Origin of the sequence: Rufibacter hautae (assembly GCF_008271695.1) — a bacterium.
Classification (GTDB): Bacteria; Bacteroidota; Bacteroidia; order Cytophagales; family Hymenobacteraceae; genus Nibribacter; species Nibribacter hautae.
Window position 1 is genome coordinate 1 of record NZ_VKKY01000005.1, and the last position, 23,330, is coordinate 23,330.

The 23,330-nt window shown below is 48.3% G+C and carries 27 protein-coding genes; 12 read left to right on the forward strand and 15 right to left on the reverse strand.

The features are described from left to right. Positions 1-39 precede the first annotated feature (39 nt). The 3 genes from FOA19_RS22985 to FOA19_RS22995 form a co-directional block, all read right to left on the reverse strand. Positions 40-396, reverse strand: coding sequence for a hypothetical protein (locus FOA19_RS22985; RefSeq protein ID WP_149093227.1), 357 nt, complete (start codon positions 394-396; stop codon positions 40-42). A gap of 53 nt (positions 397-449) precedes the next feature. After that, entirely contained in the window at positions 450-1,205 is a 756-nt protein-coding gene (locus FOA19_RS22990; protein ID WP_149093228.1) for a ParA family protein, read from the reverse strand. Positions 1,206-1,591: 386 nt separating this feature from the next. Continuing rightward, on the reverse strand, positions 1,592-2,572 hold the full coding sequence (locus FOA19_RS22995) for a replication initiation protein (protein ID WP_149093229.1): 981 nt from the start codon (positions 2,570-2,572) through the stop codon (positions 1,592-1,594). 644 nt (positions 2,573-3,216) lie between these two features. Between FOA19_RS22995 and FOA19_RS23000 the strand changes: the two genes are divergently transcribed. Beyond that, entirely contained in the window at positions 3,217-3,549 is a 333-nt protein-coding gene (locus FOA19_RS23000; protein WP_149093230.1) for a GIY-YIG nuclease family protein, read from the forward strand. 20 nt (positions 3,550-3,569) lie between these two features. On the opposite strand, the gene FOA19_RS23005 is transcribed toward FOA19_RS23000, so the two are convergent. After that, positions 3,570-4,175, reverse strand: a complete 606-nt coding sequence (locus FOA19_RS23005; RefSeq protein ID WP_190300528.1) for a restriction endonuclease — start codon at positions 4,173-4,175, stop codon at positions 3,570-3,572. 1,375 nt (positions 4,176-5,550) lie between these two features. Here FOA19_RS23005 and FOA19_RS23010 point away from each other — a divergent pair. The 7 genes from FOA19_RS23010 to FOA19_RS23040 all read left to right on the forward strand — a co-directional run bounded on the left by FOA19_RS23010 (position 5,551) and on the right by FOA19_RS23040 (position 12,842). After that, the gene (locus tag FOA19_RS23010) at positions 5,551-6,648 is read left to right on the forward strand and encodes an AAA family ATPase (protein ID WP_149093232.1); all 1,098 of its coding nucleotides are present in this window, start codon (positions 5,551-5,553) and stop codon (positions 6,646-6,648) included. A 10-nt stretch (positions 6,649-6,658) separates the two neighbouring features. Then, positions 6,659-9,034 (forward strand): S8 family peptidase, encoded by a 2,376-nt coding sequence (locus FOA19_RS23015; RefSeq protein WP_223809032.1) that lies wholly within the window; start codon positions 6,659-6,661, stop codon positions 9,032-9,034. A 322-nt stretch (positions 9,035-9,356) separates the two neighbouring features. Next, a complete protein-coding gene (locus FOA19_RS23020) occupies positions 9,357-9,578 on the forward strand; it encodes a DUF2188 domain-containing protein (protein ID WP_149093234.1) in 222 nt (73 codons plus the stop codon). 124 nt (positions 9,579-9,702) lie between these two features. Further along, the gene (locus tag FOA19_RS23025) at positions 9,703-10,083 is read left to right on the forward strand and encodes a multiubiquitin domain-containing protein (RefSeq protein WP_149093235.1); all 381 of its coding nucleotides are present in this window, start codon (positions 9,703-9,705) and stop codon (positions 10,081-10,083) included. Continuing rightward, positions 10,058-11,260, forward strand: coding sequence for a ThiF family adenylyltransferase (locus tag FOA19_RS23030; protein ID WP_149093236.1), 1,203 nt, complete (start codon positions 10,058-10,060; stop codon positions 11,258-11,260). The genes FOA19_RS23025 and FOA19_RS23030 overlap by 26 nt, the downstream gene beginning before the upstream one ends. Further along, entirely contained in the window at positions 11,257-11,712 is a 456-nt protein-coding gene (locus tag FOA19_RS23035; RefSeq protein ID WP_149093237.1) for a DUF6527 family protein, read from the forward strand. The genes FOA19_RS23030 and FOA19_RS23035 overlap by 4 nt, the downstream gene beginning before the upstream one ends. Positions 11,713-12,266: 554 nt before the next feature. Further along, a complete protein-coding gene (locus FOA19_RS23040; RefSeq protein ID WP_149093238.1) occupies positions 12,267-12,842 on the forward strand; it encodes a recombinase family protein in 576 nt (191 codons plus the stop codon). 773 nt (positions 12,843-13,615) lie between these two features. Here FOA19_RS23040 and FOA19_RS23045 read toward each other — a convergent pair. From FOA19_RS23045 to FOA19_RS23055, 3 genes are all read right to left on the reverse strand, one after another. Next, entirely contained in the window at positions 13,616-14,572 is a 957-nt protein-coding gene (locus FOA19_RS23045; protein ID WP_223809033.1) for an alpha/beta fold hydrolase, read from the reverse strand. A gap of 62 nt (positions 14,573-14,634) precedes the next feature. Beyond that, complete coding sequence (locus FOA19_RS23050) at positions 14,635-15,228, reverse strand: TetR/AcrR family transcriptional regulator (RefSeq protein ID WP_223809034.1); 594 nt, start codon at positions 15,226-15,228, stop codon at positions 14,635-14,637. Positions 15,229-15,714: 486 nt separating this feature from the next. After that, positions 15,715-16,071, reverse strand: coding sequence for a winged helix-turn-helix transcriptional regulator (locus FOA19_RS23055; RefSeq protein ID WP_149093239.1), 357 nt, complete (start codon positions 16,069-16,071; stop codon positions 15,715-15,717). A 98-nt stretch (positions 16,072-16,169) separates the two neighbouring features. Here FOA19_RS23055 and FOA19_RS23060 point away from each other — a divergent pair, with 98 nt between their 5' ends. Further along, a complete protein-coding gene (locus FOA19_RS23060) occupies positions 16,170-16,700 on the forward strand; it encodes an NAD(P)H-dependent oxidoreductase (RefSeq protein WP_149093240.1) in 531 nt (176 codons plus the stop codon). Between the two features lie 95 nt (positions 16,701-16,795). Here the strand turns inward: FOA19_RS23060 and FOA19_RS23065 are convergent, their stop codons facing one another. Then, the gene (locus FOA19_RS23065; protein WP_149093241.1) at positions 16,796-17,320 is read right to left on the reverse strand and encodes a DUF4269 domain-containing protein; all 525 of its coding nucleotides are present in this window, start codon (positions 17,318-17,320) and stop codon (positions 16,796-16,798) included. A 183-nt stretch (positions 17,321-17,503) separates the two neighbouring features. Next, positions 17,504-17,974, reverse strand: coding sequence for a lipocalin family protein (locus tag FOA19_RS23070; RefSeq protein ID WP_149093242.1), 471 nt, complete (start codon positions 17,972-17,974; stop codon positions 17,504-17,506). A gap of 436 nt (positions 17,975-18,410) precedes the next feature. Between FOA19_RS23070 and FOA19_RS23075 the strand changes: the two genes are divergently transcribed. Further along, a complete protein-coding gene (locus FOA19_RS23075) occupies positions 18,411-18,701 on the forward strand; it encodes a hypothetical protein (RefSeq protein ID WP_149093243.1) in 291 nt (96 codons plus the stop codon). Between the two features lie 262 nt (positions 18,702-18,963). Here the strand turns inward: FOA19_RS23075 and FOA19_RS23080 are convergent, their stop codons facing one another. Next, positions 18,964-19,173 (reverse strand): hypothetical protein, encoded by a 210-nt coding sequence (locus FOA19_RS23080; protein WP_149093244.1) that lies wholly within the window; start codon positions 19,171-19,173, stop codon positions 18,964-18,966. Between FOA19_RS23080 and FOA19_RS23490 the strand changes: the two genes are divergently transcribed. Continuing rightward, complete coding sequence (locus FOA19_RS23490) at positions 19,172-19,348, forward strand: hypothetical protein (RefSeq protein WP_190300529.1); 177 nt, start codon at positions 19,172-19,174, stop codon at positions 19,346-19,348. The two genes, FOA19_RS23080 and FOA19_RS23490, sit on opposite strands and share 2 nt — an antisense overlap. A gap of 419 nt (positions 19,349-19,767) precedes the next feature. Here the strand turns inward: FOA19_RS23490 and FOA19_RS23085 are convergent, their stop codons facing one another. Next, the gene (locus tag FOA19_RS23085; RefSeq protein WP_149093245.1) at positions 19,768-20,322 is read right to left on the reverse strand and encodes a hypothetical protein; all 555 of its coding nucleotides are present in this window, start codon (positions 20,320-20,322) and stop codon (positions 19,768-19,770) included. Positions 20,323-20,469: 147 nt separating this feature from the next. On the opposite strand from FOA19_RS23085, the gene FOA19_RS23090 reads away from it, so the two are divergent. Then, positions 20,470-20,712: a helix-turn-helix domain-containing protein gene (locus FOA19_RS23090; protein WP_149093246.1), complete on the forward strand. Its 243-nt coding sequence runs from the start codon at positions 20,470-20,472 to the stop codon at positions 20,710-20,712. Between the two features lie 75 nt (positions 20,713-20,787). Here FOA19_RS23090 and FOA19_RS23095 read toward each other — a convergent pair whose 3' ends face one another. From FOA19_RS23095 to FOA19_RS23110, 4 genes are all read right to left on the reverse strand, one after another. Further along, positions 20,788-21,123, reverse strand: a complete 336-nt coding sequence (locus tag FOA19_RS23095) for a hypothetical protein (RefSeq protein WP_149093247.1) — start codon at positions 21,121-21,123, stop codon at positions 20,788-20,790. A 101-nt stretch (positions 21,124-21,224) separates the two neighbouring features. After that, complete coding sequence (locus FOA19_RS23100) at positions 21,225-21,548, reverse strand: hypothetical protein (RefSeq protein WP_149093248.1); 324 nt, start codon at positions 21,546-21,548, stop codon at positions 21,225-21,227. Between the two features lie 333 nt (positions 21,549-21,881). Further along, positions 21,882-22,517, reverse strand: coding sequence for a YceI family protein (locus tag FOA19_RS23105; RefSeq protein WP_149093249.1), 636 nt, complete (start codon positions 22,515-22,517; stop codon positions 21,882-21,884). 178 nt (positions 22,518-22,695) lie between these two features. After that, positions 22,696-23,307, reverse strand: a complete 612-nt coding sequence (locus FOA19_RS23110) for a YceI family protein (RefSeq protein WP_149093250.1) — start codon at positions 23,305-23,307, stop codon at positions 22,696-22,698. Between the last annotated feature and the right edge of the window lie 23 nt (positions 23,308-23,330).

The window sequence follows — 23,330 nt, forward strand, 5'->3', positions numbered from 1 at the left end:
TCTCTTCTTTCATCCTACCTGAGAGACTGCTTGAGGTGATTACTTTCTTTTTTTCCTGTTCTGCTTCTTTGCTAATACAGGAGCAGGCAGCAACTTGGTTGAATCTGGAAACTGTGGCAGATACTGGTTTAAAGCATTTATTACAGTGTCCATAATTGATTCCCTATTCCAATACTGGTGCTGTTGTAGCTGCAAGATCAGACTTTGAGGCAGTCTAGTTGCAAATGGCCTCAACTCATCTTCTTTGCTATCAAATGAATCAGAGTCGTGTTGCGGCTTTGATTCATCTGATAGTTTAGGTGTTATACCCTGCAACATCTCATTATCAAATGAATTAGTATTTGCGGCTATCCTACCAGCTAAACTTTTAAAGTTCTTTTTTTCCTTTGTTGCCATATTTAATTATCTATCATTTCTAACAATGATATTATTACTAATAACTATAGAACTTATAACTTCGTTATCACTTCTTCCATCAAAGCTTCATAATCTTCAGCTCCTGCTGAATTTGGTGCATATGCAAACACTGGCGTTCTATATGCCATAGCTTCTTTTATTGCTACATTATTTCTAATTGTAGTATTTAGTACCAAATCTCCGTAGGCCTCTTTAGTACCAGCAACCATATCATTATCTATTCTGGAACGATACGATGAATGATATTTGCTAAAAAAAATACCTACCACCTTCAATCCTGGATTATACCGCTTCTGTACATTTGCCACAGTTTGAAGGATATTTGGAATTCCAGCAATACTAAATTCTTCTGCCGTTGATGGAATTAGTATATGTGTTGCAGCAATAAAAGTAGTATAGGCCAATGTGGTAAGTGATGGCGCATTGTCTATTACTATGCAATCATATCTTTCATTCAACTTATCCTCTTCTATCCGCTCCTTTAAAATAAACTGATAATCATCTTCACTACCGATTGCCTTTGCATAAGTTTGGAGAGGTCTTCCCGAAGGCAATACATCAAACTGGTTTTGATACTTTACCACTACTTCTTGAAAAGACTTTTCACCAGTCAACCATTCGCCTACATGAGAAACAGAAGACTCAATGGTTGCTCCAGTACTGTTAGCTTGTGCATCAAAGTCAATTAGCAATACTCTGTTTTTTTTGGAGAGGTATGCGGCGGCATTGATGGATGTAACTGTTTTAGATACTCCACCTTTGTTGTTCATTATAGAAAGGACTATCATAGATGTTTTAGATATGCAATCAAATATAACTCATTTATACTTAGTTGCAATGATTTTAAGTATATCATTTCTAACATTTAAAACAATGTTATAATTAATTACACATTAATAATAGTAAACATATATAGTTGATCTATCAAATAAATACATTATAGATATTATATAGTGCACTTATGATCGCTAGAAAATATAGAGTATCTATATTTTCTAGCGATCATAAGTGCACCCTAAGCCATGTTGACACATTTAAAAGGCAGGTAATAAGTGAAAGAATATCTAACAACTTAAGTAATGTTAGAAATAAAAGAAATTATAGAACAACAATAAAAAGCTCCATACGACACATTATGAATGTATGGAGCTGCAGTTATCCTGGCAAGTCTTATTTATAAAGATTTATTCTTCTTCATCTCCACTAATTTTTGAAGTGCTTCATAAATATGTGCCGCAGGATTTTTTACAATGCTTTTCTTCAAAGAATATTCAGTGTAAATAACCTTAGTTATTTCCTCACCCTTCAAAAAAGTTAAGAAAAAACGTCCCTGCTTTTCATCGAGTTTATACTTCATCATCAGATTCCAAGCTTTCAACTCTGTACCAGTATATTCAATTTTTTGTGATGGTTGATTAAATAGGTCTGCTTGGATATGCTTAGTAGATTGTTCAGGTTCTTCAGGAAGGTCATTAAACTTAAACTTTAATTTTATTACCTGTTTACCTTCTTTCAGTTCTATCAAAGAGAATTTCAAGTCATCATCTTCAAGTTCAACGATTTCATCCAAGGCTGGTTTCAACACATGCTTGTTGAACTCGCCATACTTAGGGTACTTGCTCTTATCTGCTAAAAGCATGAATCGAAGTTCCTCAACATCGATGGTTTTTGACCTCATTTTCCTAATTGATTTCAAAAACCAATACATTCTATGAGCATGAGCGTTTCTCAGTGAAAGGAGCTTTTCAATCTCACTTATGGTAAACTCACCTTTTAGATCTAGAAGATAGGGCTTTATCTGATTACTGAACCATGCAGTAACCATCCCTTTACCAGTAGTAAGTTTGATACGATCAAAGAAATGGATCTCGTCTAAATCATTTTTATGGGCATCAACAGGAAGGATATTAACACTCCGCTCAAACAATGATTTGCAAGCTTCTCTTACTAGTTTGTAAGACCTTCCCGATAGGTTATCTCCTAAAATTCTTTCTAGGGGAATATTTATCTCCTTGAAGTCTTTATCATCTTTATGAATGTACGAGAGTAGAAGAGTGAAAATTCTACTCTCCATTATCGACATCCTGAAAGGGACCCGAACCAAAAGATTATGCTGAGCCGCTTGTTTATGTGGTGGTTGAGAGACAAGCTTCATACTTTGAGGTAGGTAAAAGGAGCCTTATAAGCTGATGTAATTGTGAAAGAAGTATCAAAAAAGGTATCCTTTCCGATAGGTGCAATACGCATTTATTTGCTTAAATTCTTTATTCTTCTTTACTTATCAAGTTTAACTCATGGCCAAACAGCAAAATTTCATATTAAATCGTCTATTTGACCTTATTTTCAATAGCGAAGGTAGTGGAACAAACCAAAAAATGAAAATAAGTTTTCATTTTTCATCAAAACTTTGATACAATCCTCCTTTTTGATTGATACTTCCTTCATTTAAGATTCTGCATTGTTGATACTCTTTTCACTTTGTTTTGATACTTCTTTCATTTTTACGTTCACAAACGTATGGCTATTAGAGAGTTATAGGCTTATAAATAATATTAAATAACTTATATATAAATAGGTTAAATAGAACCCATTTTTTTTAATAGAATATAAGCAAGAATAGGAGCGGATTGAAACTATCTTCACTTTAGTAAAAAGAATATTCACGAAAAAAATTCGAGAGTAATGGAGGCTGAAACAAAGGAAACAAGGCATTTTGATACTTCTTTCACTTTTGATTCAGATTAAAGAATTGTTGAACATTCGATAACTAAGATCTACTACTCTATAAATCAATGTATAATGAAAATGCTGTTAGATCAATTTTCAAAATACAATAGGGAAGAGGTTCTAAAGAAGTACAAGGCCCTGCGCTACATTAGGGATAACAACTCCTACTTCCTGTACCTGATCTTTACCGCAGGAGCATGCGTCTACGTGGGAGAGACCAGTAACATCTTCTGGCGGATCGTCAAGCATAAGGACAAATGCGGCAGTGATTCGGTGATTTACATGCAGGAACACCCTGACAAGGAGGCGGTGCTCAGGCTGGAGAAGCACTACATCCGGGTGCTCAAACCAAAGTTCAACAGCCGCTACTGCCAGGCAGGCCAACTGGAGCTGTTCCGCCTGTAGTGCAGCCAAGCTTTGCCCAGCTATCCTTGCCTCAGGTACTCACTTACCCAGTCTAAGAGTACCGGCCTGTCTTTGAGCTCCAGCCTATGGGGTGCTTTCGCCTCTCTCTTGTGTGCCTCCGGCGAGAAATACGAGGTGGTGACGATGACTCCCTTGTTGGCATCCTCCTCATGGATCACATCCATGAAGCTCCTGATGAACTCCACGCCGACGGGCCGGTCCCTGCGGTAGCGCTTGCATTCCACCAGCATCTTGATGGGGAACCCGCCGATCTCCTGCAGGGCAATGATGTCGTACCCCCCGTCCCTGGTCTGCTGGGTGAGCTGGACATGGAAGTTCTTGGCCTGCAGGAGCTCCGCCACCACCACCTCGTATTTCCTGGGGTCCAGGGAGTATATGAACTCGTTGTCCCGGTAGATGTTCCGGATGATGGACCTTACACGCTCAGTCTCAGTGATGAGAATCCGCTCCTGCTCCAGGTCTTCCTCTATTTGCCCGGAGAGATCAAAGTCCAGGAAAGAGAGGCCGGCTTGTGGAGGAAACGCAGGCTTGAGGGCATTCACTATCCCGCCTATGCTTGCCATCCAGGCAGGGTAAGGGGAGTGGCCTGTGATACTGGCGGCCAAGGAGAGGGGGGACCCGATTCTTAGGGGGGAGTAGAAGGAGGCTAGGTTAAGGGAGGGGATCCCCGGCATTCCCCTATGCAGCAGCGCCGCTTTCCGGAGCGCCTCACCCACTGAACGCATCCGCTCCTGGTGGTTGGCTGCCTCCCGAAGTGCCTCAGCCATAGCCGGGGGCATCGATGCCTGTATCTGTCCCTGTAACTTGGCAATCTCTTGGGCCGCCTCCATCAAGCTATTCAAGGATCGTTGTGCTGTCATAAAGGTTTTTTTACAAGCAAGTTACCGTTTATCTACTAATGCTGTACGCCTGACCGATGTTGATATCAAAGACGCGTAGGAGTAAGAAAAGCCTTACTTTCCTTGCAACGCTTCATTAGGTACCGGTTAATGCAGTTAGCCAATTTAGTCTTTTCCCATCCACTCAAAGAGGAGTTCTATGATTAGCTTGATCAAGCGGCACAGCTCGGCAACAGCCTTTACCTTTATTGAGAAATCCTTCACTGTTTTTATCTTTTTGTTCGTCCCTTCCATGTCTCGATAGATTAGTAAACAAAGATGGGTTAGTCAGGATGGTTGAAAAAGGACAGGGTATTGGGCAATGTACCCAATCAGGATAGCTTAGACTCACCTAGGAGTTAAACTATTCCTATATAAACAGTCATAAGTTTAAAAAATCATAGGTAAAAGGGTATAAATAGGGTAAAAATCTTAAAATATTTAACCACGGTATGAGTAGATCGGATACATCCTAGCCATATCGTTAAGACGAATTCAAGTATCTGCAGGAACTCTCCTTAAAATGGCTTCCTTTTTTACATAACAGGCAAAGGATAGGTAATCCGAAGATGAACACACCAGAGCTTAGCAGCCGAAAACATTTATATTAAATGAGAAGGAGAGTTGGCATGATGTTGCGGGCTGGGTATTCTTGCCGGTGAAGCGGCCTTCGATCATCAGAGGGGCTATAAACGAGATCAGCGGTAAGTTTCACTTATTGTCATGCCATCAGGGACGGTATAGTGGCGGCCATCCGGGAGCAATCCCGAGCCAGTGCCTGTAGGTAGGGCATGTTCAATAGTACTAGGCTCAGCAGAGGGAGCAACGGCACTAGGGCTTTTTGTAGTAGAGAGAAAGGTGCTAAGTATTAGTATTTATCCCCTGCGGCCCCTAACGGATTTATTTAGAATATGGGCGAAGCTTTCCACAGGAACCGTAGTAATACAATAAAGCCGCATGGATTCGTAAATAGCTACTTTCAATTACGGTAATTCAAAAGTTAAACACGAAAATTGATTTTTTGAGTACGATTTTTAGGAATTATGAATCACATTTTGTTTGTTTGCGTACATAATCTCACTTACAGTATTTAAAGGCCATAATGTACGCGGAACTGCTCAAAGTAATTGAAGGGGGCCTCTCTAAGGACCCTCAAAAAGTAGCCAGCTATGCGAAGCTGCTGGCTCAGAACTATGAAAAAGATGGTGACAGCAAGTCTGCTGACCGCATCATGCGCCTTCTCGAAGGCAAGCGCAGCCCACTCGTTTACCTGGATCAGGTAATAACTCCCCCTGTTGACCAAGAGACTCGTCTAAGCATTGCGGACTTCATCCTGCCAGGAGCTCAGGCTGAAATTCCATTTATCTTCTCTGATACCCTGAAGAGCAAGCTAGATGTTTTTGTTGGACGTTTGGCACACCGCAATGAGTTGCAGGATGCAGGAATTACACTCACGTCCTCGCTGCTCCTGTATGGCCCACCTGGTTGCGGCAAGACTACCTTGGCCCATTACATCGCCCAGCGTTTGGAACTACCTCTGGTGGTAGCACGGCTTGATTCACTTGTATCTTCACTGTTAGGCAATACATCAAAAAACATTCGGCAAATCTTCGATTTCGCTAATCGCCAACCATGCATCCTTTTTCTCGACGAGTTTGACGCCATTGCAAAGGCTCGCGACGACCAGCATGAGTTAGGCGAACTGAAGCGGGTGGTCAACAGCTTGCTGCAGAACATGGACGAGTTTGTGAAAACAGGCATCATAATCGCAGCTACTAACCACCAGGATCTACTAGACAAAGCCATCTGGCGGCGCTTCGATACCATTGTAGAGGTTGGCAAGCCCGATGCGGAAGAAATCCGTCAGTTGCTCGCCCTATACCTAAGCCGCGCCTACGTTGATTTCACTCAGGACGCCCGAAAGTGGGATAATATAGTGCAATTGATGGCTGGCAGCAGTGCGGCTGACATCAAGTCCATTTGCCAGAACGCCATTGCGCACAACATCATGGCAAAGCGGCAAAAGGTCATGTATGCCGACGTGCTATTGCAGTACTATCATTTCAAGAACCATAATAGTACTTCCTTTAAAGAACTGATTAAGTTCTTAAGCAGCTACGATGTTAACCAGAAGCTCATCGCAGACATCTGCGACATCTCGTTGCGTCAGGTTCGCAATTATTTAGCCCACAATGCCTAATTCCAACAAAATGCCGGACCAGAACCTACCTATCAAGATTTTTTACAAGCGCGGGCAGTACGACCAGCGTGCCACCGAAGGCATGGGTAGCAAGCAACTGCCCAAATGGATACAAGGTCCGGCGGAGCTAGCGGCAAAGAGCGAAGTGTTTCAACAGGCCTTGGCCGAAACGGCGACGGACTTTGCTAACCGTCCTATGGATAAAGCATTTATCCCAGTGGTAATGAAGGTGGCACTGCGGTCACAGGCACTCTCCAAAAAGCCGCGTGCGGCCGTAGGCGAGTTGTTTAAGCGAGACAAGTCAGAGTACAACTTTATAGGTTCTGTGCAGCCGTCCGAGTTACTGGTGCGGGTTGACTCACCGCAGCATTTGGAATTCATTACACGTAACGTTGCTCGACCCCAGGATTTCCAATTGGGGATGTCTGCGATTAACGAGCTGGCTCCCTTTGAACCAATGATTGAGTTGCCGCAGGACCTTGCAGGAACCGTGCTGAAAGCAAAGCTGATTTGTTTCCAGCAGCGGCACTTGGACGAGCGTATTGAAGCCTCTTTCGAAGCCACCCTGCGCCAGCAAGAGGTAATGTTTTTAAAAATTAAGTACACATCGGAGTTGACTGTTTATGAATTACAGCCGACCACCTTGGATGCGTTGCAGGCAGTGCAGGGGTTCGAAGCGTTGCTCTCTATAACCCCCACACCGGTTTATGGAGTGGGGCTGGATGAGGCTGATGCGGCGGCAGAAATTTCCGTCAAAGTCCCTGTGCCGGGCCAGGATTATCCCACCATCGGAATATTGGATTCGGGTATTGAACCCATTGACCACCTGCGGGAATGGATAGATCCGCGCAGCTACGTGGCCGTAGCTCCCGAAGACTTAGACCGAAGCCATGGTACTAGCGTGGCGAGCATTGTGCTATACGGGGATGAGCTGCAGGGGAAAAGTTGGGTGGGACACGGCGCCTACAAATTACTTGATGCTACCGTTTTTCCCCGTCGCGGCAAGGCTTTAACAGAGGGCGAGCTCATTAACAGGATAAAAGAGGCAATTGCGCGATTTCCAGACGTCAAAATTTGGAATCTTTCCGGCGGCGGCGAGGCATCTTGCCCTGAGCAGGACTTTTCAGACTTTGGCAAGGCACTAGACTCTATCCAGGATCTGAATAAAGTACTGATTAGTAAATCTGCAGGTAACTGCAGAAACTTTGAGCAATTCTTGCCCAAAGCCCGCATTGCCCGGGCCGCTGATTCGGTACGGAGCTTAGTGGTAGCAAGCATGGCTCACTATCAGGGCCCGGATGATGATGTTAACGAAGACTGGCCATCGCCCTTTTCCCGCTCCGGCTTCGGCCCAAACAATTTGGCCAAACCCGATATTGCCCATTACGGCGGCAATTCTGGGGCGCCGCGTAATGGGCAAAAGTCGTCGTATACAGGCGTGAATGCCTTTTCTCTGGCTGGCGGCATTGTACAGCTTGCCGGCACTAGTTTTTCCACACCCCGCATCACAGCGCTGCTCGGCGGTATTAACCAACGCTTGGCAGATGGTTTTGATCCGCTGCTGCTCAAAACACTAGTGGTGCACTCGGCCAGTTACCCACCTGCGCTCACACTTGATCCCATTACCCGCCTCAAAGAACTTGGATACGGCCGGCCCGGAAGTGTTGAGCAGATTCTTCACACCAACCAGCACGAGATAACCATTATTTTGCGGGACAAGCTGATTAGAGGTGGCTATCTGGAAATGTGGGACTTCCCTTTTCCTGAAGAACTGATTGACAATGGGCACTACTACGGAGAGGTAATTCTGACATTGGTAGGAGCTACCCGGTTGGATGGCACACAAGGCGCTGAATACTGTCAGTCAGACCTAAAAGTCTCGCTGGGTACTTATGATCGGATCATTCCTTCAACATCCAAGCGCAAACGGCCGCTGAATCCGTATCAGAAGGAGAATGGCCACAACCTCTTGCTGCCCGATTCTTATGGGAAACTCAAGGGTAGCAAATACCTTTCCTCACCCTTTACCCGCGAGCGACAGCTCCGCAAGTACGAGGGCAAGTACCATCCAGTGAAAAAGTTTGCCATCAACTTGGACGAACTACTGAAGAGCAAAAAGGTAGGGCTGATTGCCCCCAAGAAGTGGTTTCTCAAGCTTGAAGGTCTTTTTGCACAAGCAGCTGAAAGCGCGGCAGCTCAGACTGGTGAAGAGCTAAGCCAAGAGTTTTGCATAGCCATTACTATCCGTGACCCGCGTCAGCAATACGATGTGTACAGTTCGGTGACGCGTCACTTAACGGCCAGCAACTTCCAACATAACAACATTCAGCTTCGCAATCAGGTGCCTGTGCAGTTGCGCAATGAATCGGACAGTGGCGAAGCTTAAGTTGTTTACGGTTTAAAAAGGCCTTTTTCCTTTCACCTCTAATTACTCAGCCCGACCTGATGACACCACCATAAAAAGAACCAGCCACCACGGGACGTGGCGGCTGGCCTACAGAAATCAGTTGCTAGCAAGTACGAATTGGACCCTCGCGCCTTGCTGCCTGTCCGGTGTTACTAGAATTTGCCATTCGTAACACTGCTTCTTCAAGGACAATTCAGTCCGCGAATTTAGCTACTTTTTTGTACGCAACAACTTCGTGGGCAGTTGTCTGGCTCGGTGTGCCCTTCCGATAAGTGCAAAACCTTGTTAAACAGATAATACAGTGGGAAAAAACATCCACATCACACCTCGACCTAATGGCTGGGCAGTCAAGACTGCTAACGCGGAGCGCGCGGCCACCATTGTTCCTACCCAAGCTGCAGCAGCTACCATCGGCCGCCAGATGGCTATAAATCGAGGTAGTGAGTTACTAATTCATGGACGCAACGGCCAGATTAGGGAGAAAAACAGCTACGGCAACGACCCTGAGTCCTCAAAAGGCTAATTCATCTTCTGGTTAGAATGGGCTTTGCTTTGAATAGCAAGTAGAACTGCATATCCGTTTTTCACATGGATTACGCCGGACTGCGCCCATTACTTTCACACACCTGATAATAATCATAATTCATATGGAAAATATTAATAAAGGCTCGAATAAAGAGTCCGAAACAAAAAACAATATTCCCGGCAATGTCAATGGTGGCAACGCTGGATTAGGAAACGTCAATTCTGAGAATAACCCTGGCAATGGTAATCCTGGCGAAGGCAACAATGGGCGTAAAGACATCACCATTATCGTAAACGGAACTCAGCATGTAGTAGCGAAGGAGGAAATGACGTTCCGAGAAATCATTGGGCTGGCCGAATTGGCAACCGGTCCTAATGTGAGTTACACGCTGACATACCGGAAAGGCCACGGTAATAAGCCCGAAGGCAGCATGGTGGAAGGCGATTTAATCAAAGTTAAAGACGGAATGATTTTCAATGGTACAGCAACTGATAAATCGTAGCCCCGACCTCCTGCGACTTCGCAATGAGGGGTATGATGTGGAAGTAAAAACAGGTTTTTTACTCGTTAAGAGCATTCCATATGTCAATAATAGTCGTGTAGTCAAGTATGGTACACTGGTGTGCCCGCTATCATTAGCGGGCGACATCACTACTAAGCCGAGCAATCATGTGGCATACTTTGAAGGAGAACACCCTTGCAATAAGGACGGTAGCCCCTTGACTAAACTGGTGATTGGTAGCCAACCCCAGCAGCCCCTGGCTGCTGGGGTATTGGTGGATCATACTTTTTCAAGCAAGCCGTTTCCGCTTGAAGCTGGTTACCCGGACTATTATCAGCTGGTAACAACCTATGCTGCCATCGTTTCGGGTGCTGCGGAGTCGCTTGCCCCTTCCGTAACGGCCAAAACTTTCCCGGTGATCGAGCCCATAGCCGATGAATCGGTATTCCGCTACGTCGATACCGCCTCCACCAGGGCGCGGATTTCAGTTGTCACCGATAAGCTGGCTATGGGCAAAGTGGCTATCGTTGGGTTAGGTGGTACGGGAACGTATGTGCTAGACCTTGTAGCGAAGACGCCAGTTAAGGAAATCCATCTTTTTGACGGAGATGTGTTTTCCCAACACAATGCCTTCCGTTCTCCAGGCGCTCCTTCTGCTGATGTGCTTAGAACAAAGCCACCAAAGGTCAACTACTTCGCAGATTTATACGACAACATGCACCGCTTCATATTTCCTCACGATGGCTATATAGACACCAGCAATGTGGAACAGCTTCGAGGTATGGACTTCGTTTTCCTCTGCCTCGATAAGGGCAGCGCAAAAAGGTCGTTGGTTGAAGCGCTGGAAGGATTTGCTATTCCTTTTATCGACGTGGGAATGGGGGTTTACCTACACGAAAAGTCCAACTCTTTGGGAGGAATTGTTCGGGTAACGGCTAGTACCTCCCTGCAGCGAGAGCATGTGCATGGAAAGCAACGCATCTCCTTTGGAGATGGAGACGGGGCCAATGAATACCAGCAAAATATTCAGATCGCTGACCTAAACGCGCTCAATGCTTCGTTGGCAGTTATAAAGTGGAAGAAGCTGGCTGGTTTTTATTTGGACCTCGAAAAGGAGCACCATAGCACCTACACCATTGATGGCAACATCTTACAGAACGAGGACCAGCGAGCATGAAGAACGCTGACCTTAAACATGAGTTCGTAGAGTTCATCCCCAGATTGTTGGAGGATGGTATTCTCTATGTGTCAATGACCTACGCCACAGCAGCCCATAATTGCTGCTGTGGCTGCGGCAATAAGGTTATCACCCCGCTAACTCCAACAGATTGGAAGCTTACTTATAATGGGGAGTCAATTTCTATTACTCCATCGATAGGTAACTGGAGCTTTCCGTGCCAGTCGCATTATTGGATAAAGTGGGGGAGAATCAAATGGTCAGGCCAATGGTCGCCGGAAGAAATCGCTGCAGGCAGAGACAGAGACAGATTAGCTAAAAAAGTGCAGTTCAAAGGTGCTGATAGTACCACTGTTAATGAAAAAGCAATAATTCCTGCACTACTATTACCAGTGAAGCAATCTAGGGGATTCTGGCGCAGAATTTGGGAAAAGCTTACAGTAAAAGTGTGATATCCGTTACCACAGCAGCCTCAGCGGCAATATTGAAAGGTTGCTTACCGCGCAGCAAGTGGACGGGGGATGACTGGGCCGTGGTACGATTATACCGAGGAAGTACTATGTCTATTGGCTCAGTACTACCTGTATATCAAAAGAATGATTTATGCAGAAATTCTTCAAGATTCAAATGGAGAAGAAATAAAAGATAGAATGTTGCAATGGTATAGCAAGCAAAATGCAAACAATTATAAAACAAGGCCCAAAGCACACTAAAACGTGTCTTAGCCAATATCTTACGGCCAATAATTGTGTTTATGTTCTATAGATCCAAGGTTCCTACTTTCCTCAAGTCGCAGACTATTGCAGTGCATAATCACAGTCATTCCCTATTTGGGATCTTCCATGGTTCTGAGGTCTGAAATTGACTGTCTCGATAAACGCCCGTTTAATGGGATAAGCTGGGTACTAGACTTAACCTGTCTCAGTTGTTTCCATTCTGTCCCGAATTGCCGTCTCACGAATCAAATAAATTCTCTATTTTTGGGACGAGTTAACGAGACAAGTTTATGAAAATAGGATACGCGAGGGTCTCCACCCAGGACCAGCGGCTGGAGCTGCAGACCGACGACCTCACCCGGTACGGGTGTGGGCAGATATTCAAGGAGAAGATATCGGGCAGGAACACAGACCGGCCGGAGCTGACGAAGATGCTAGAGCAGCTCCGGCCCGGGGACACGGTGGTGGTCTGGAAGCTGGACCGCCTGGGCCGCTCGCTCATCGACCTAGTCAACCTGATAGAGGAGTTCAAGAAGAGGGGGGTGGACTTCGTGAGTCTGCAGGACGGCATTGACACCTCCACGCCCAACGGCCGGCTTGTGTTCCATTTCATCGCCGGCCTAGCCGAGTTCGAGCGGGAGCTTATCCGGCAACGCACGAGGGCTGGGCTGGCTGCGGCCAAGGCTAGGGGCAGGGTCGGGGGGCGGCCCGCGGGCCTCTCCAAGGAAGCCCTGGAGAAGGCCAAGTCCGCCAAGATCCTGTTCGATGCCGGGGGCAAGAGCGTGGGGGAGATCGCCCAGATCCTGGGCATCGGCCGGGCCACCTGCTACCGCTACCTTAACCAAGTCAAGGAGGGGAAGGGGTGAGCCTTAGGACCAGGCAGTCCCTGAAACACATGCAGCGAAATCGCTCATTCTGGGGCTTGGTTCACCTAGGAAAAAGATGACTCCCCTGCCAGGATGGGAGGGGACGGAAACGTCCCCCTACGAGAGTCGATACCATGGAATTTCACCGATTCAATCCTTTATGTAGGCTTGGAAAGTTTAACGGGGTACAGAAAAATACCCCGTTAAACACCGGAATATAAAATAGATAAAGATAATCTTCTGTCGGTGAGGTATATAGCTTAAAAAGATGTTTTTATCGGGTGTTTTCTTACACCCCACACCACGTCCCGCGCTGCCGGGCAAGTGAAATTTCCAGGGTGGTTTCCGCCGAAATATGACCGTGTGCCTAGAATCTCAGTCAAGATTTCCTAGTGGTTTCCAGGGACCATCCAAGGATTTCCTAAACTCCCGATAGCTCATCGGCTCGGTTAAGGTGACTAGATGGTGGAGATTCCAAGAAAGCTGTACACCGCAAAGAATCAATTCCATTTAGCATAACAGGCATTATAGGCTAAGGGAATTCTTCTTGAAGTTACTTCAAACCCGATATATTAGGTGAACCTCAGGTAAGCTTTACACAGGATCTGCAAGGGGCCAGCTAATGTTGGGCTCAGTCTTGGTCAGTTGTATTAGACTACGTAGGCCTCTACACTTCCTGCTCTCCTGTGTGGGAAATAAGAAAGAGTTCCTACCAATATGCCGGTAGGAACTCAATTCCAAATGCGTCGTGAATGTCAAGAGCAGTTCCCTGTCTATTGATGTAGGAAATCAATCATTTCCCCGGCTGTCTCCCGGGGCTTTTCCTCCATCAAGAAATGACCGCTCCCCTCCACTTTGGCTAGTTTCAGGTTCGTGGCCGAATGGGGAAGAGACATGGCCAGGATCTCGTAGCCGCTCCCCCCCAAGCCCAGCACCGGCATGGCAAGCTTGCCGTAGGCCTTACTGTCCTGGATATCCTTGGGGAAAGCCTGGTACCAAGCGTTTCCGGCCCGTATCCCCTCCGGCGTGTCGTACGCCGCCGCGTATACCCCCCGGTCAAACTCACTGATGCTGCCTTCATCCACGGACACGTGTTTGAAGACATAGTCCAACACGTGCCGCATGCGGTCCTGCAAAAGTTGCTCGGGCAATCCCTTCACCTGGTTGAAGGCGACCCACCAGGGGTAGGCATGCCCTTCCTGCCTCTGGGGGGAGAGCTCCGCCATGGGTAGCATGGGAAGCCGGTACATGCCCTCGTCCGGATGGGGGGTGTCCAGGAGGATGAGCCTGGAGGTCGACTCAGGGTAGTTGGCGGCGAAGCTGAACGCCACGTGGGCCCCGATATCGTGCCCGGCGATGTTTACTTCCCCAAAGCCCAGGTGCTGCACCAGCTCAAAGATATCCTTCGCCATCCCTTTCTTCCCGTAGCCGTCCGCCGGCTTGCCTGAGCTTCCCATGCCCCGGATGTCCACCACGATCACCCGGTACCTGGAGGCCAGCAAAGGCATCACTTTATGGTAAGACCACCAAGTCTGCGGCCAGCCGGGGAGCAGGACCAGGGGCTCGCCCTGGCCCCCCTCCACGTAATGGAGGGTCACGCCGTTCACCTCGGCGTAGCCGTTGGAGAAGCCGGGCAATAGCTTGATGAGTTCCCCGTCCTTGAAGGCGGAGTTATCCGGGAGGCTGTTCTTGGTTGTTTCCATTGGGATATCGGTTTTCGTTATGGACATGGGTTGGTTCCCCTTGCAGGAGAGGAGGCTAAGAGCCAGGGAAAGGCACAGGTATAAGGGTTTCAATTGTCTACAGGATGGGAGGTGATGCCTATGCTCCTGCTGAAGGAGTACCAGGCGAATCGCTTGATGTCGTTCCTGGCCACGTCCCCCGAGCGCAGGGCATCGATGGTGATGTTGATCATCCCGTCGAAGAGGACGAAAACCCAGGCGATGGTAAGCTCCTTGCTGATTACCCCCTGGCCTTGGAGCAGGTCCACCAGGGCACGCCACTTGGCCTTGATGTCATCGTACCCTAACCCCTCTTTGCTTTCGTAAATCTGCCCGTACTCCGGGCGCTGGTAGAGTTTCTTCAGGAAGGCGTACTTGTAGCCGCAGTCTATTCCCGCGTAGAGCATCGCCTCCAACTGCTCCAAGGGGTCACCGCTGCTCGCGTAGGCCGCAGCCATCGCAGCCTTGCAGCTCGTGAGCATCTCACCTTTGCAGGCCTCCACCAGCTCGGGTCGGTCCTTGAAATAGCGGTGGAGTGTCCTGCGGGTAACGCCCGCTTTCTCCGCGACCGTCTCCAGGCTTGCCGATAGGTCATCGTTGAAGATGATGATGGCGGAGTCGATGATCTTCTGCTCGGTGAGTTCCATGATGCAAATGTATGACATATGTCTCAAAAATGAGACATGAGTAGTGGTTTTTCTAGCTCGAAGTATTCTCAACAAATCGAGTGCTGCCAGATTCTGGGAATCAGCTACCACATTATAGACGTTCTGGAAAACAGGGGAGGAACCCATAAGGCGGTAAGCCAAACGATGTTAAAATGGAATAACGCTTTCATCAAAGTGGTGGCTAGCCCATCTGCTGAGACTGCTTTCGCTTCAAATTAACCCTTGCTTCAACTATTCTGCCTGCTGCTTGTCTGACGAGGTTCTGCCGCGTACTTTCGCTTCAGTTCCAGCAAAAGCTTATAAGTGTTTAAGCAGTTTATCGGGGTTTGAGCAGGGTGGCTGGTCCGTCTATGTGTGTCCCTCAAGTCTAACCTGTGACGTAGGGTCTTGATTCGCATCGGGGATATCGCTTAGTTTGGAAAATGCGCAAGGCCATCGGCCGAGGCATAAATTTTATGCAAAGCGTTAGGCAACGGGCTTCTTCTACTTTAGTTTCTTGTGATTTTCACCCCATCTCTCAAGTTGCTTGATGATCGGACTCAGTTCGTAACCGATTGGGGTTAGTTCGTACTCCACCCGGGGCGGAACCTCTGCGTAGACCGTCCGCCGCACGATCTTGTTTGTTTCCAGTTTCCGCAGGTGCAACGCAAGCATCCTTTCGGTTATGTTGGGCAGAAGCCTTTTCAACTCCCCAAACCTTAGTTTTCCGTTTATCAGGCAGGAACATATGACCAAGGCCCATTGCCCGCCGATAATATGGGCAGCATAGGCCTCCGGACATTCCTCGGCTAAAGCCTGCTTGTTGGCAAAGTTGGTAGACGTCTCCTTGATTTTTGACATTACTTACATTTTTTATAGTACCCCACAATCGGCTGGTAATATACAACGCCTGACACAAGCCCCTTACTTTGCATCAGTGCTTTAGAGGCTTTGATGAAATGAAAACATTGGTGATTGTAGTCCATCCCGACATGGACAATTCGCTCATCAACAAGAGGTGGGTCGAGGAACTGGGTAAATTCCCCGATAAGTATGTCGTCCATCAGTTATACGGGGTGTATGCTGACGGAAAACTCGATGTGCCGGCGGAACAGAAACTGGTTGAACAATATAACAAGATCGTATTCCAGTTTCCCTTCTACTGGTTCAACTGCCCTCCGCTTCTTAAAAAATGGTTGGATGAGGTATTGACCTACGGGTGGGCCTTTGGCAGTGAAAGCGGTTACAGGGCTTCGGGGAAGAAAATCGCCCTGGCCATTTCACTGGGGGCTGATGAAAACGAATACCGTCCATCCGAAAAATACAAATACACCCTGGAAGAGCTAACCAGGCCTTTTGAGCTTTCCTTCGAATACGTAAGAGCGGACTACCGTCCACCTTTTGCGTACTACGGGATCGGGGTGAATGCTTCGAGCGAATGGATTGAAAGAAGTGTTCCGCTCTACCTGGATTTTCTGGACGCTCTATAAAGATTCAGTGTAAAATACTTCCGTTGGTCTGGTGCCTAACGTCTCTGCCAGAAAGCGTCCTAATGCTTTCTGGCTTCTGCTGGCAGATAGGGCTTTCATTTTTCCTCGTATTTCAGAAGCTCCAGATACGGGTCTCCCTTCAATCCTAAAGCATGGGCAAAGGCCGGTTCCGTTTTGAGTCCCTGACCCTTGAGTTCCCTGATGGTTTGCCTGAACTGGTTTCCCTTGGAAAGCAGGAGATGGTACTCTACTGCCATGTGTCTGTAGGCATACTGCTCTTGCGAAGGTTTATTCTGGCCGAATATCTCGATCTCAAAGCTTTCAACCATAAAATTAGCGATTACGGTACGTTGATCCTGAACCATTTTGTCAATTAACTGAAAGCCTTTATAACCAGAGAAATATTTGAACAGACTAACCTTGAATTGATCGGCATGTTCCCAGTAACAGATAATGTCCAAATCACTGTTTGCTATATCAATGTCTATCGGAATTGTCCCTGCCAATATGGGAGAATAAGGTTGTAGGTATTCCATTATTGAATATCGGGTGAGCACATGATATGCTTCCTGTTGCCTGGGAGTACCGCTCTTCAAATATTCAATAGTAGTGAAGTCCATTCTTTTGTTTTTCCTTTCTGCCAACGTCCTCGTGCATAAGCCATGCTAAGGCCAACCGCCTTGCACGCCTCATGCACGAGGGCGTTAGTTTTTTATTCATTAAAGACCTAGACTGGTATTCTTGTCTCTTTGGAATAAAATATATTCATGTAGCAGAAGATGCTGAAAAAAGGCAATGGCCACCTACTTCCGAATAAATGTCCATTTCCTTAATCCGCGGTGAGTGGTCCTGAGTTCATCATCCCAAATCAGATGTTCCTCTGTTAGTTTCAACGAGTCGGCAGAGACTTCTTCTATTGTGAATCTCATCTCACCTCCCGGGGTGTCATGGGTGACTTCCTTCCAATCTACTTTAAGATATTTACCACCCTCGATCTTCCAGGAGCCTGCATGCAAATAATTATAAGGGTTGCACTTTGCATCTTCTATGAAGCTGAAATATCCAGTGTCTTTAAAACTCCAGTTTTTATAATAACCACACTCATTTAAAGTACTGGTGCTTCTGAATTTTGCCGGGTCAGTGACTTTGATTGAGTGGACCTGCCAGTCATTGGATAGGGCAACTTTCATTTTCATCAGCCTTTCCTCCTCCCTGTCTTCTTTGCATCCAAAAAACACAGTGATTATAAGAAATAACAACAAGAGGTTTTTCATGATTTTTAGCTTATAAAGCTATATAAGGAATATTAAAATTGATGCTAACTACTGGATAAACGGAACTACTACGTTCGTAGAAGTAGTGTTACAAAGGTAAAAGGCGGAGCCAAAACTCCGAGAAGCGCATAAAAAAAGAACCGCACATCTCCGAAAGGTGGTGTGCGGTTGAACAGGGTGATCCTAATTCCCCTCAGAGCGCGAGCGGGTAAGGGGCAAACTAAAACTGTAATGAAAACGGTAAGCTACTACTAGATCATACCCGGGGGCTTGCGCCAGGTTTCAAAGGTGTCTGATATGCTGTGTTTAAACCCGGTAATCAGGTGTTTTCCGGTGAAGGATGGTATTATATATTATCGTTATAACTTCTTATAAATCAAATGCATTCGGTAAAAATACGTATATAGCGCCTAGTACAAGTACTAATGGCGGAAGAGTGGAGGATATTGTCCTGAGTGTGATCTATGCCCTGGTGCCGATGCTGGAGACGCCCCACGGTTCCCCGGTGCAGGCCGACGAGGTGCGGACCACCCTCAACGTGAGCGCGGAGGAACTGGCTCCCCACCTGCAGTCTCTTCAAGAGGGAAAACTCATCGATGTCTCCAGCTGCCGGGACTGCGTGTCCTTGACCCATAGCGGGGTGCTGCGGGTGGAGTGGCTGTGCCGCCAGCCCTTTGACTCCAGGTCCAGCCCTCGGCTGCCTGACTTGGGTAAGCCATCCGCCTAGTGGCCCGGAGCCGCCAAGGGCAGGCCGCAAAAGAAAACCGCACACCTTTTGGGGATGTGCGGCTATGAGCGATACTGATTCCCCCCAGAGCGCAAGCGGATAAGGGGCTTAAACCTGTTATGAAAACGGTAAACTAGGCTACTAGGTCATACCCTTGGGCGTAGTGGAGGTTTCAGGGATGCCTGATATTCCGTGTTTAAACCTGATAATTAAGTATTTACCTGGATATTCGGTGAGAAACCAGGCTGGTACCGGGCATGCGTTACCTGTTTCTCTGCCCCATGCTCTCCAGGAATAAATGCAGGCTGGTTTGCGCTTTCTGTATGGCTTCGGCAGCCTTGAGCCTCCTGCCTAATATCATGGCTTCCAGCATGGCTATCTGGGCAGCGATGAGTGCAGGTTGGTCCCTCATCATTGTTTCCAAGAGGTCCAATGCATGCTGCGCCTCTCTGACCAGTTTTATTACCTGCATGCAGGTTTCTGCCTCTAAATGGGGTAACCTTGTGTTTGGGGCCAACAATGTCAGCTTGTCGTTTACCTCCGCTAACCATGACAGCAATGTGTGGGTGGCGTTTCTCTGCTCCATCTCCTTGCGTACGGGTGAAACGGTGAAAATGGTGGCCATGGGAGAAATCACAGCGCACTAGGTGAGGAGGCATAGCCGGGCGCAGGCGGAAAGGGCAAATGCTCCGGAGCAGCGCTTGGGGAAGTAGCATGGACTTGTTTCCAGTAGGCTGCTCTGCTTTGTATTTGGGTTCCTTTCCCGAAAGGTCGAAATGGTACGAGAATGCACCGATTTGCAGGTGGAATCACGTGAATTGCACCTGTTTTGAACGACAATCTTGCCTCTATAAAGCGAAAGTGGTACAGATCTGCACCACTTTGAGCCCCTTTTTTCTCAATAATTTTTATGTAGAATACTGAATATCAGCTAGTAAAGTGAAGATAACCTTTTAACGGGTGTGAAACCACACCCCACACCACGTCCCGCGCTGCGGACCGGGTGCAATTGCACCTAGTCCGCAGCCGGTATATGAGCGGGATGCTCGAGTGTTTTCCGCCTGGCCTATGCCTCCGGCACGGTAGCTTGCCGATCTTGGAATTCCTTTTCGCTTATCAGGTTCTCTGCCGTAAAGCCTTTGTCTCGGCCTAAGGCATACGCCTTGTTCTCCCCGGCGCCGCGCTGCAGAGCTTTGGCCACCGCCTGCGGGAAGGACAGCGGCTTCTCCCCGGCATGGAGCAGGGAAGGGACTTCCGGGTAGTGGAACAAGACCTGCCCGCCGTGGCTGTGGTCATAGTATTCCTGGGCCGTACCGAACCGGTTCCCGTAGCGGCCCTGGTCGGCGCAGGCCTGGTCCAACACCAAAGGGACGAGCCGGCCGTCACGGAGGTAGAAGCCCAGGGTGAGGGTATACCGCTGTCCCCCGTGGGAGAGGCTGCCGACCGTTAGGTGGCTCACCTTCTGCCATTGGTACTCCTGGTGGGGGGTGGGCACCAGCCTGCTCGCCTGGTGGCGGGTGGAGAAAAGGACGAACAGGTCCTGGCAGGGAACGGTGGACTCCACGGTGAGGTCCACCGCCAGCTCCTCTTCTGTGTCTAAATCCTGAAGGTAGATCAGCATGTCGTTATGGTTTGGTGAAAGGGTTCTCGCCGCCGTACTGGGAGCACCATGTCTCAGGAAGCAGCTCGCCAAAGATACAAAATGCAGACTATAGTCCGTGGAGTAGCGCCCTTTATTTCGGCTCCTTTGTGCATACTATAGTCACAAATGGAGGAGAGGACGTTCGGCGCGGTCATGCAGGAGCTCAGGAAGGGGAAGGGGTTGAGCCAGGAGGAACTGGCCTTCCGTTCCGGGCTGGACCGCACCTACATCTCCCTACTGGAGCGGGGCCTCAGGGTACCCACCATCGCCACCCTCTTCAAGGTAAGCGCTGCCCTGGACATCAGGCCAGAGGAGTTCATCGCCCGGATGAACGTGCAGTACCAAAACGAGAATCACGGGGCCGCTTAAACCCGGCGGCATCGCCTTAAAAGGAATGGATTTAGCTTGAGGCCGCCGTGGCTTTTGCCCGAGGTACCGATTTCATCATTGTACCGTACGAGAGGACATAGGGCAGAAGAACCCCACAGACATACCCCTGGGATATTTAGGAGAGATAAACCGCAAGTTGGCATTGCTGGCGCCCAAAGCGGGGCTACGCAGCATCCAGGGAGAACCCTGCACCCGGATAGTGGGGCTGACCGGGGAGGCGCAGGAGGTTCTGAGCCTTCTAGAAGAGGAAAGGATGAGGGACAATCCTACGCTCATCACAGCACAGATAGCCCTCCTGGAGGCAACGATACTCGCCAAAAGCATGAAGGCAGGGAAGCCTTGGAGGCTGCCCGAGCCGGCCTCCATTCGTTTCTGGAAAGCATGGGGCACCAGCGCAGGTAGGCCACTATCTAGCGAGAATTGGCCAGGCAAACTACTGCTACGCCCATTGAAGTAACGTTGAAGAGGAAATTTACCGTCTGTTTCCCAAATCAATAATCCAGGTTCAGGATTATCTCCAGGCTGGCGTGGGCAGGTCCACAGATATCCATTAAATTTCCTTTTCCGTTGACGGCAGGGATACCTCTTGCCATGTAAGCCTCCGCCTCCTCTAGGGCACGGTGGATATACTGCAGAGCCTGCTTGGTGGCCAGTTGCACGTGGGCCGAGTTGTCAGAGAATTGTAAGTGTTGGATGAAGTACAAAACTTTCTCGCACTGGTTCCTTATTTCATGGACGGCATCGGGGTTGCCTTGGGCATCACACTCAAGGTTGTCCAGGATTTCCTTTAAAGAGGAGAAGGTGTCGGTATTCATGGGTCCTTGGATTTGATTGCCGTAAGATGGTAAGTTGCCGTTATTGGGTAGTGCCTTCCGTAGGCAAGGCGTTGCTGCCCGTTCACTGGAGAGGTGAACTGCAATAACCGGTCCGCCTTTCCCCAGGCTTGGGGAGGTGATTAACTGGCGGAAGTCTCAAGCGTAGATACGCCATGGTTTCTTAAAAGATTGGTCTAAACCCTCACATCAGGCAGAACCTGCCGCCTATCCTTGTTTTCATCCAAAAAAGGAACAAACCAACTGCTCTTTTACCGGGTAGCCGTGTTGGTGCCTCTTGAATTGAAAAAAAGAACGACGAAAGGCAGGAACTGCTTATTGCCTGCGGGCCGAAACCTGAGGGTTATAGGTAAGGGCTATGGCAACCTTTAGGTCATTCCCTGCCTGTATCGCTCCCCCGATAAAGCTGGGCAGTAACATATAGAAATCAGAGAACCTAAGTTCCTTGGTACCCCTTACGGCGATACTTCCGTCCGAAAGCACCTTCGCCACCAGATCAAGGGAGATGGTTTGGGTAACGCCTTTGATGGTAAGGCCCCCTGTGGCGTGAATGAGGTATTGATCGGTTTGCTGAGGCACTACCACGACGCTGTCCAGTACAAAGAGGATGTCAGGGAATTTTTCGGACCTGAGGGTTTGGTACGCCTTTCTATCCATGGCCCTCAGGCCGCTTTTCAAGCTTTCTGCCTTTAGAGAGAATCTAAATGAGGAAACAGAGAGTAATTGGTTTTCACCGTTGAAGCCAAACAAACCTTGGCTTTCCGGTGCGGCGGAGGTCAAGCTCCACTCCTGCAAATCAGAGGTACCGGTCACTTTCACGGTTCCCCCGCCCTTGGTGGGGGTGCCGTACAAAGATTGGGCAACCAGACCCAAGGGAAAGGACCAAGCCGCCACAAAGGAACAAAGGAAAAGGGCGGTGGCAAGACGGTTGAAGAGATAGGGCGCTTTCATAAGTTTGGGCTTAATGGTAGATAAATATACGCCATCCACTTAAGGCTTTACTTGACGACGGTTAGCCGGGAAAATGATCCTCGTCAAGAAAGGAAAACCTTAGCCTTTACCAATCAAACGGTTCAATAAAGCCGCTTTCAGGGCTTTTCTTTGGGAAAGAGACCTGAAACAAACAGACTTACACTACTTCCTTCAGCTGGAGGCGAAAAGAGATCATAAGTTTCTGGTGGGTCTGCACCATGCCTTTGAACTTGCTAGGCGGGGTTAGGTTGAAATCAGAGAAGGTGACTTCCCGCAGGCCTACCAGATGGATCTCGTTCTGGGCGTCTACCCAGATCTGGTACCTCACCTCCACCCGTTTTCGGGTGCCAGCCAGGTCGATGTCCACCAGCCCGGTGATGTGGGCGGGCTTCTGGCTCAGGGTAGGCAGTTTGTTCAGTGAGAGAAAGGTGATGCAGAGCATCGGGTACTGCCCGGCTTTGAGGGTCTTGCGCAGGTCACGGGTCATGACGGGGTTGTGGCAATCGAAGTGCTGCAGGTTCAATTGCAGACTGCCGGTAAGGGCCATGGCGCTGCCATTCCGGGTCAGGCCCAGCGTGTCCAGCCGGTCATAGGAGCTGATCCCGCAGGCGAACTTGCTGAGGTTAGTGCTGCCGTTCACCTGCAGGCTGCTGCTCCCGCTCACCGCCCATTGGGTAGGGCGTTTGGGTTTGCCGGACGGCACCCAGGCCAGGAGGGCCAGCAGATGCAGCAGAAGCAAGCCACGCAGAAAAAGGGAGGATACACGCATCTTGCAACGTTTTAAAGGTAAAA

Coding starts and splice junctions, on each gene's coding strand:
- FOA19_RS22985 (WP_149093227.1), bottom strand. CDS start 396: ATGGCAACAAAGGAAAAAAAGAACTTTAAAAGTTTAGCTGGTAGGATA.
- FOA19_RS22990 (WP_149093228.1), bottom strand. CDS start 1,205: ATGATAGTCCTTTCTATAATGAACAACAAAGGTGGAGTATCTAAAACA.
- FOA19_RS22995 (WP_149093229.1), bottom strand. CDS start 2,572: ATGAAGCTTGTCTCTCAACCACCACATAAACAAGCGGCTCAGCATAAT.
- FOA19_RS23000 (WP_149093230.1), top strand. CDS start 3,217: ATGAAAATGCTGTTAGATCAATTTTCAAAATACAATAGGGAAGAGGTT.
- FOA19_RS23010 (WP_149093232.1), top strand. CDS start 5,551: ATGTACGCGGAACTGCTCAAAGTAATTGAAGGGGGCCTCTCTAAGGAC.
- FOA19_RS23015 (WP_223809032.1), top strand. CDS start 6,659: ATGCCGGACCAGAACCTACCTATCAAGATTTTTTACAAGCGCGGGCAG.
- FOA19_RS23025 (WP_149093235.1), top strand. CDS start 9,703: ATGGAAAATATTAATAAAGGCTCGAATAAAGAGTCCGAAACAAAAAAC.
- FOA19_RS23030 (WP_149093236.1), top strand. CDS start 10,058: ATGGTACAGCAACTGATAAATCGTAGCCCCGACCTCCTGCGACTTCGC.
- FOA19_RS23035 (WP_149093237.1), top strand. CDS start 11,257: ATGAAGAACGCTGACCTTAAACATGAGTTCGTAGAGTTCATCCCCAGA.
- FOA19_RS23040 (WP_149093238.1), top strand. CDS start 12,267: ATGAAAATAGGATACGCGAGGGTCTCCACCCAGGACCAGCGGCTGGAG.
- FOA19_RS23045 (WP_223809033.1), bottom strand. CDS start 14,572: ATGTCCATAACGAAAACCGATATCCCAATGGAAACAACCAAGAACAGC.
- FOA19_RS23050 (WP_223809034.1), bottom strand. CDS start 15,228: ATGTCATACATTTGCATCATGGAACTCACCGAGCAGAAGATCATCGAC.
- FOA19_RS23055 (WP_149093239.1), bottom strand. CDS start 16,071: ATGTCAAAAATCAAGGAGACGTCTACCAACTTTGCCAACAAGCAGGCT.
- FOA19_RS23060 (WP_149093240.1), top strand. CDS start 16,170: ATGAAAACATTGGTGATTGTAGTCCATCCCGACATGGACAATTCGCTC.
- FOA19_RS23065 (WP_149093241.1), bottom strand. CDS start 17,320: ATGGACTTCACTACTATTGAATATTTGAAGAGCGGTACTCCCAGGCAA.
- FOA19_RS23070 (WP_149093242.1), bottom strand. CDS start 17,974: ATGAAAAACCTCTTGTTGTTATTTCTTATAATCACTGTGTTTTTTGGA.
- FOA19_RS23490 (WP_190300529.1), top strand. CDS start 19,172: ATGCAGGTTTCTGCCTCTAAATGGGGTAACCTTGTGTTTGGGGCCAAC.
- FOA19_RS23080 (WP_149093244.1), bottom strand. CDS start 19,173: ATGCAGGTAATAAAACTGGTCAGAGAGGCGCAGCATGCATTGGACCTC.
- FOA19_RS23085 (WP_149093245.1), bottom strand. CDS start 20,322: ATGCTGATCTACCTTCAGGATTTAGACACAGAAGAGGAGCTGGCGGTG.
- FOA19_RS23090 (WP_149093246.1), top strand. CDS start 20,470: ATGGAGGAGAGGACGTTCGGCGCGGTCATGCAGGAGCTCAGGAAGGGG.
- FOA19_RS23100 (WP_149093248.1), bottom strand. CDS start 21,548: ATGAATACCGACACCTTCTCCTCTTTAAAGGAAATCCTGGACAACCTT.
- FOA19_RS23105 (WP_149093249.1), bottom strand. CDS start 22,517: ATGAAAGCGCCCTATCTCTTCAACCGTCTTGCCACCGCCCTTTTCCTT.
- FOA19_RS23110 (WP_149093250.1), bottom strand. CDS start 23,307: ATGCGTGTATCCTCCCTTTTTCTGCGTGGCTTGCTTCTGCTGCATCTG.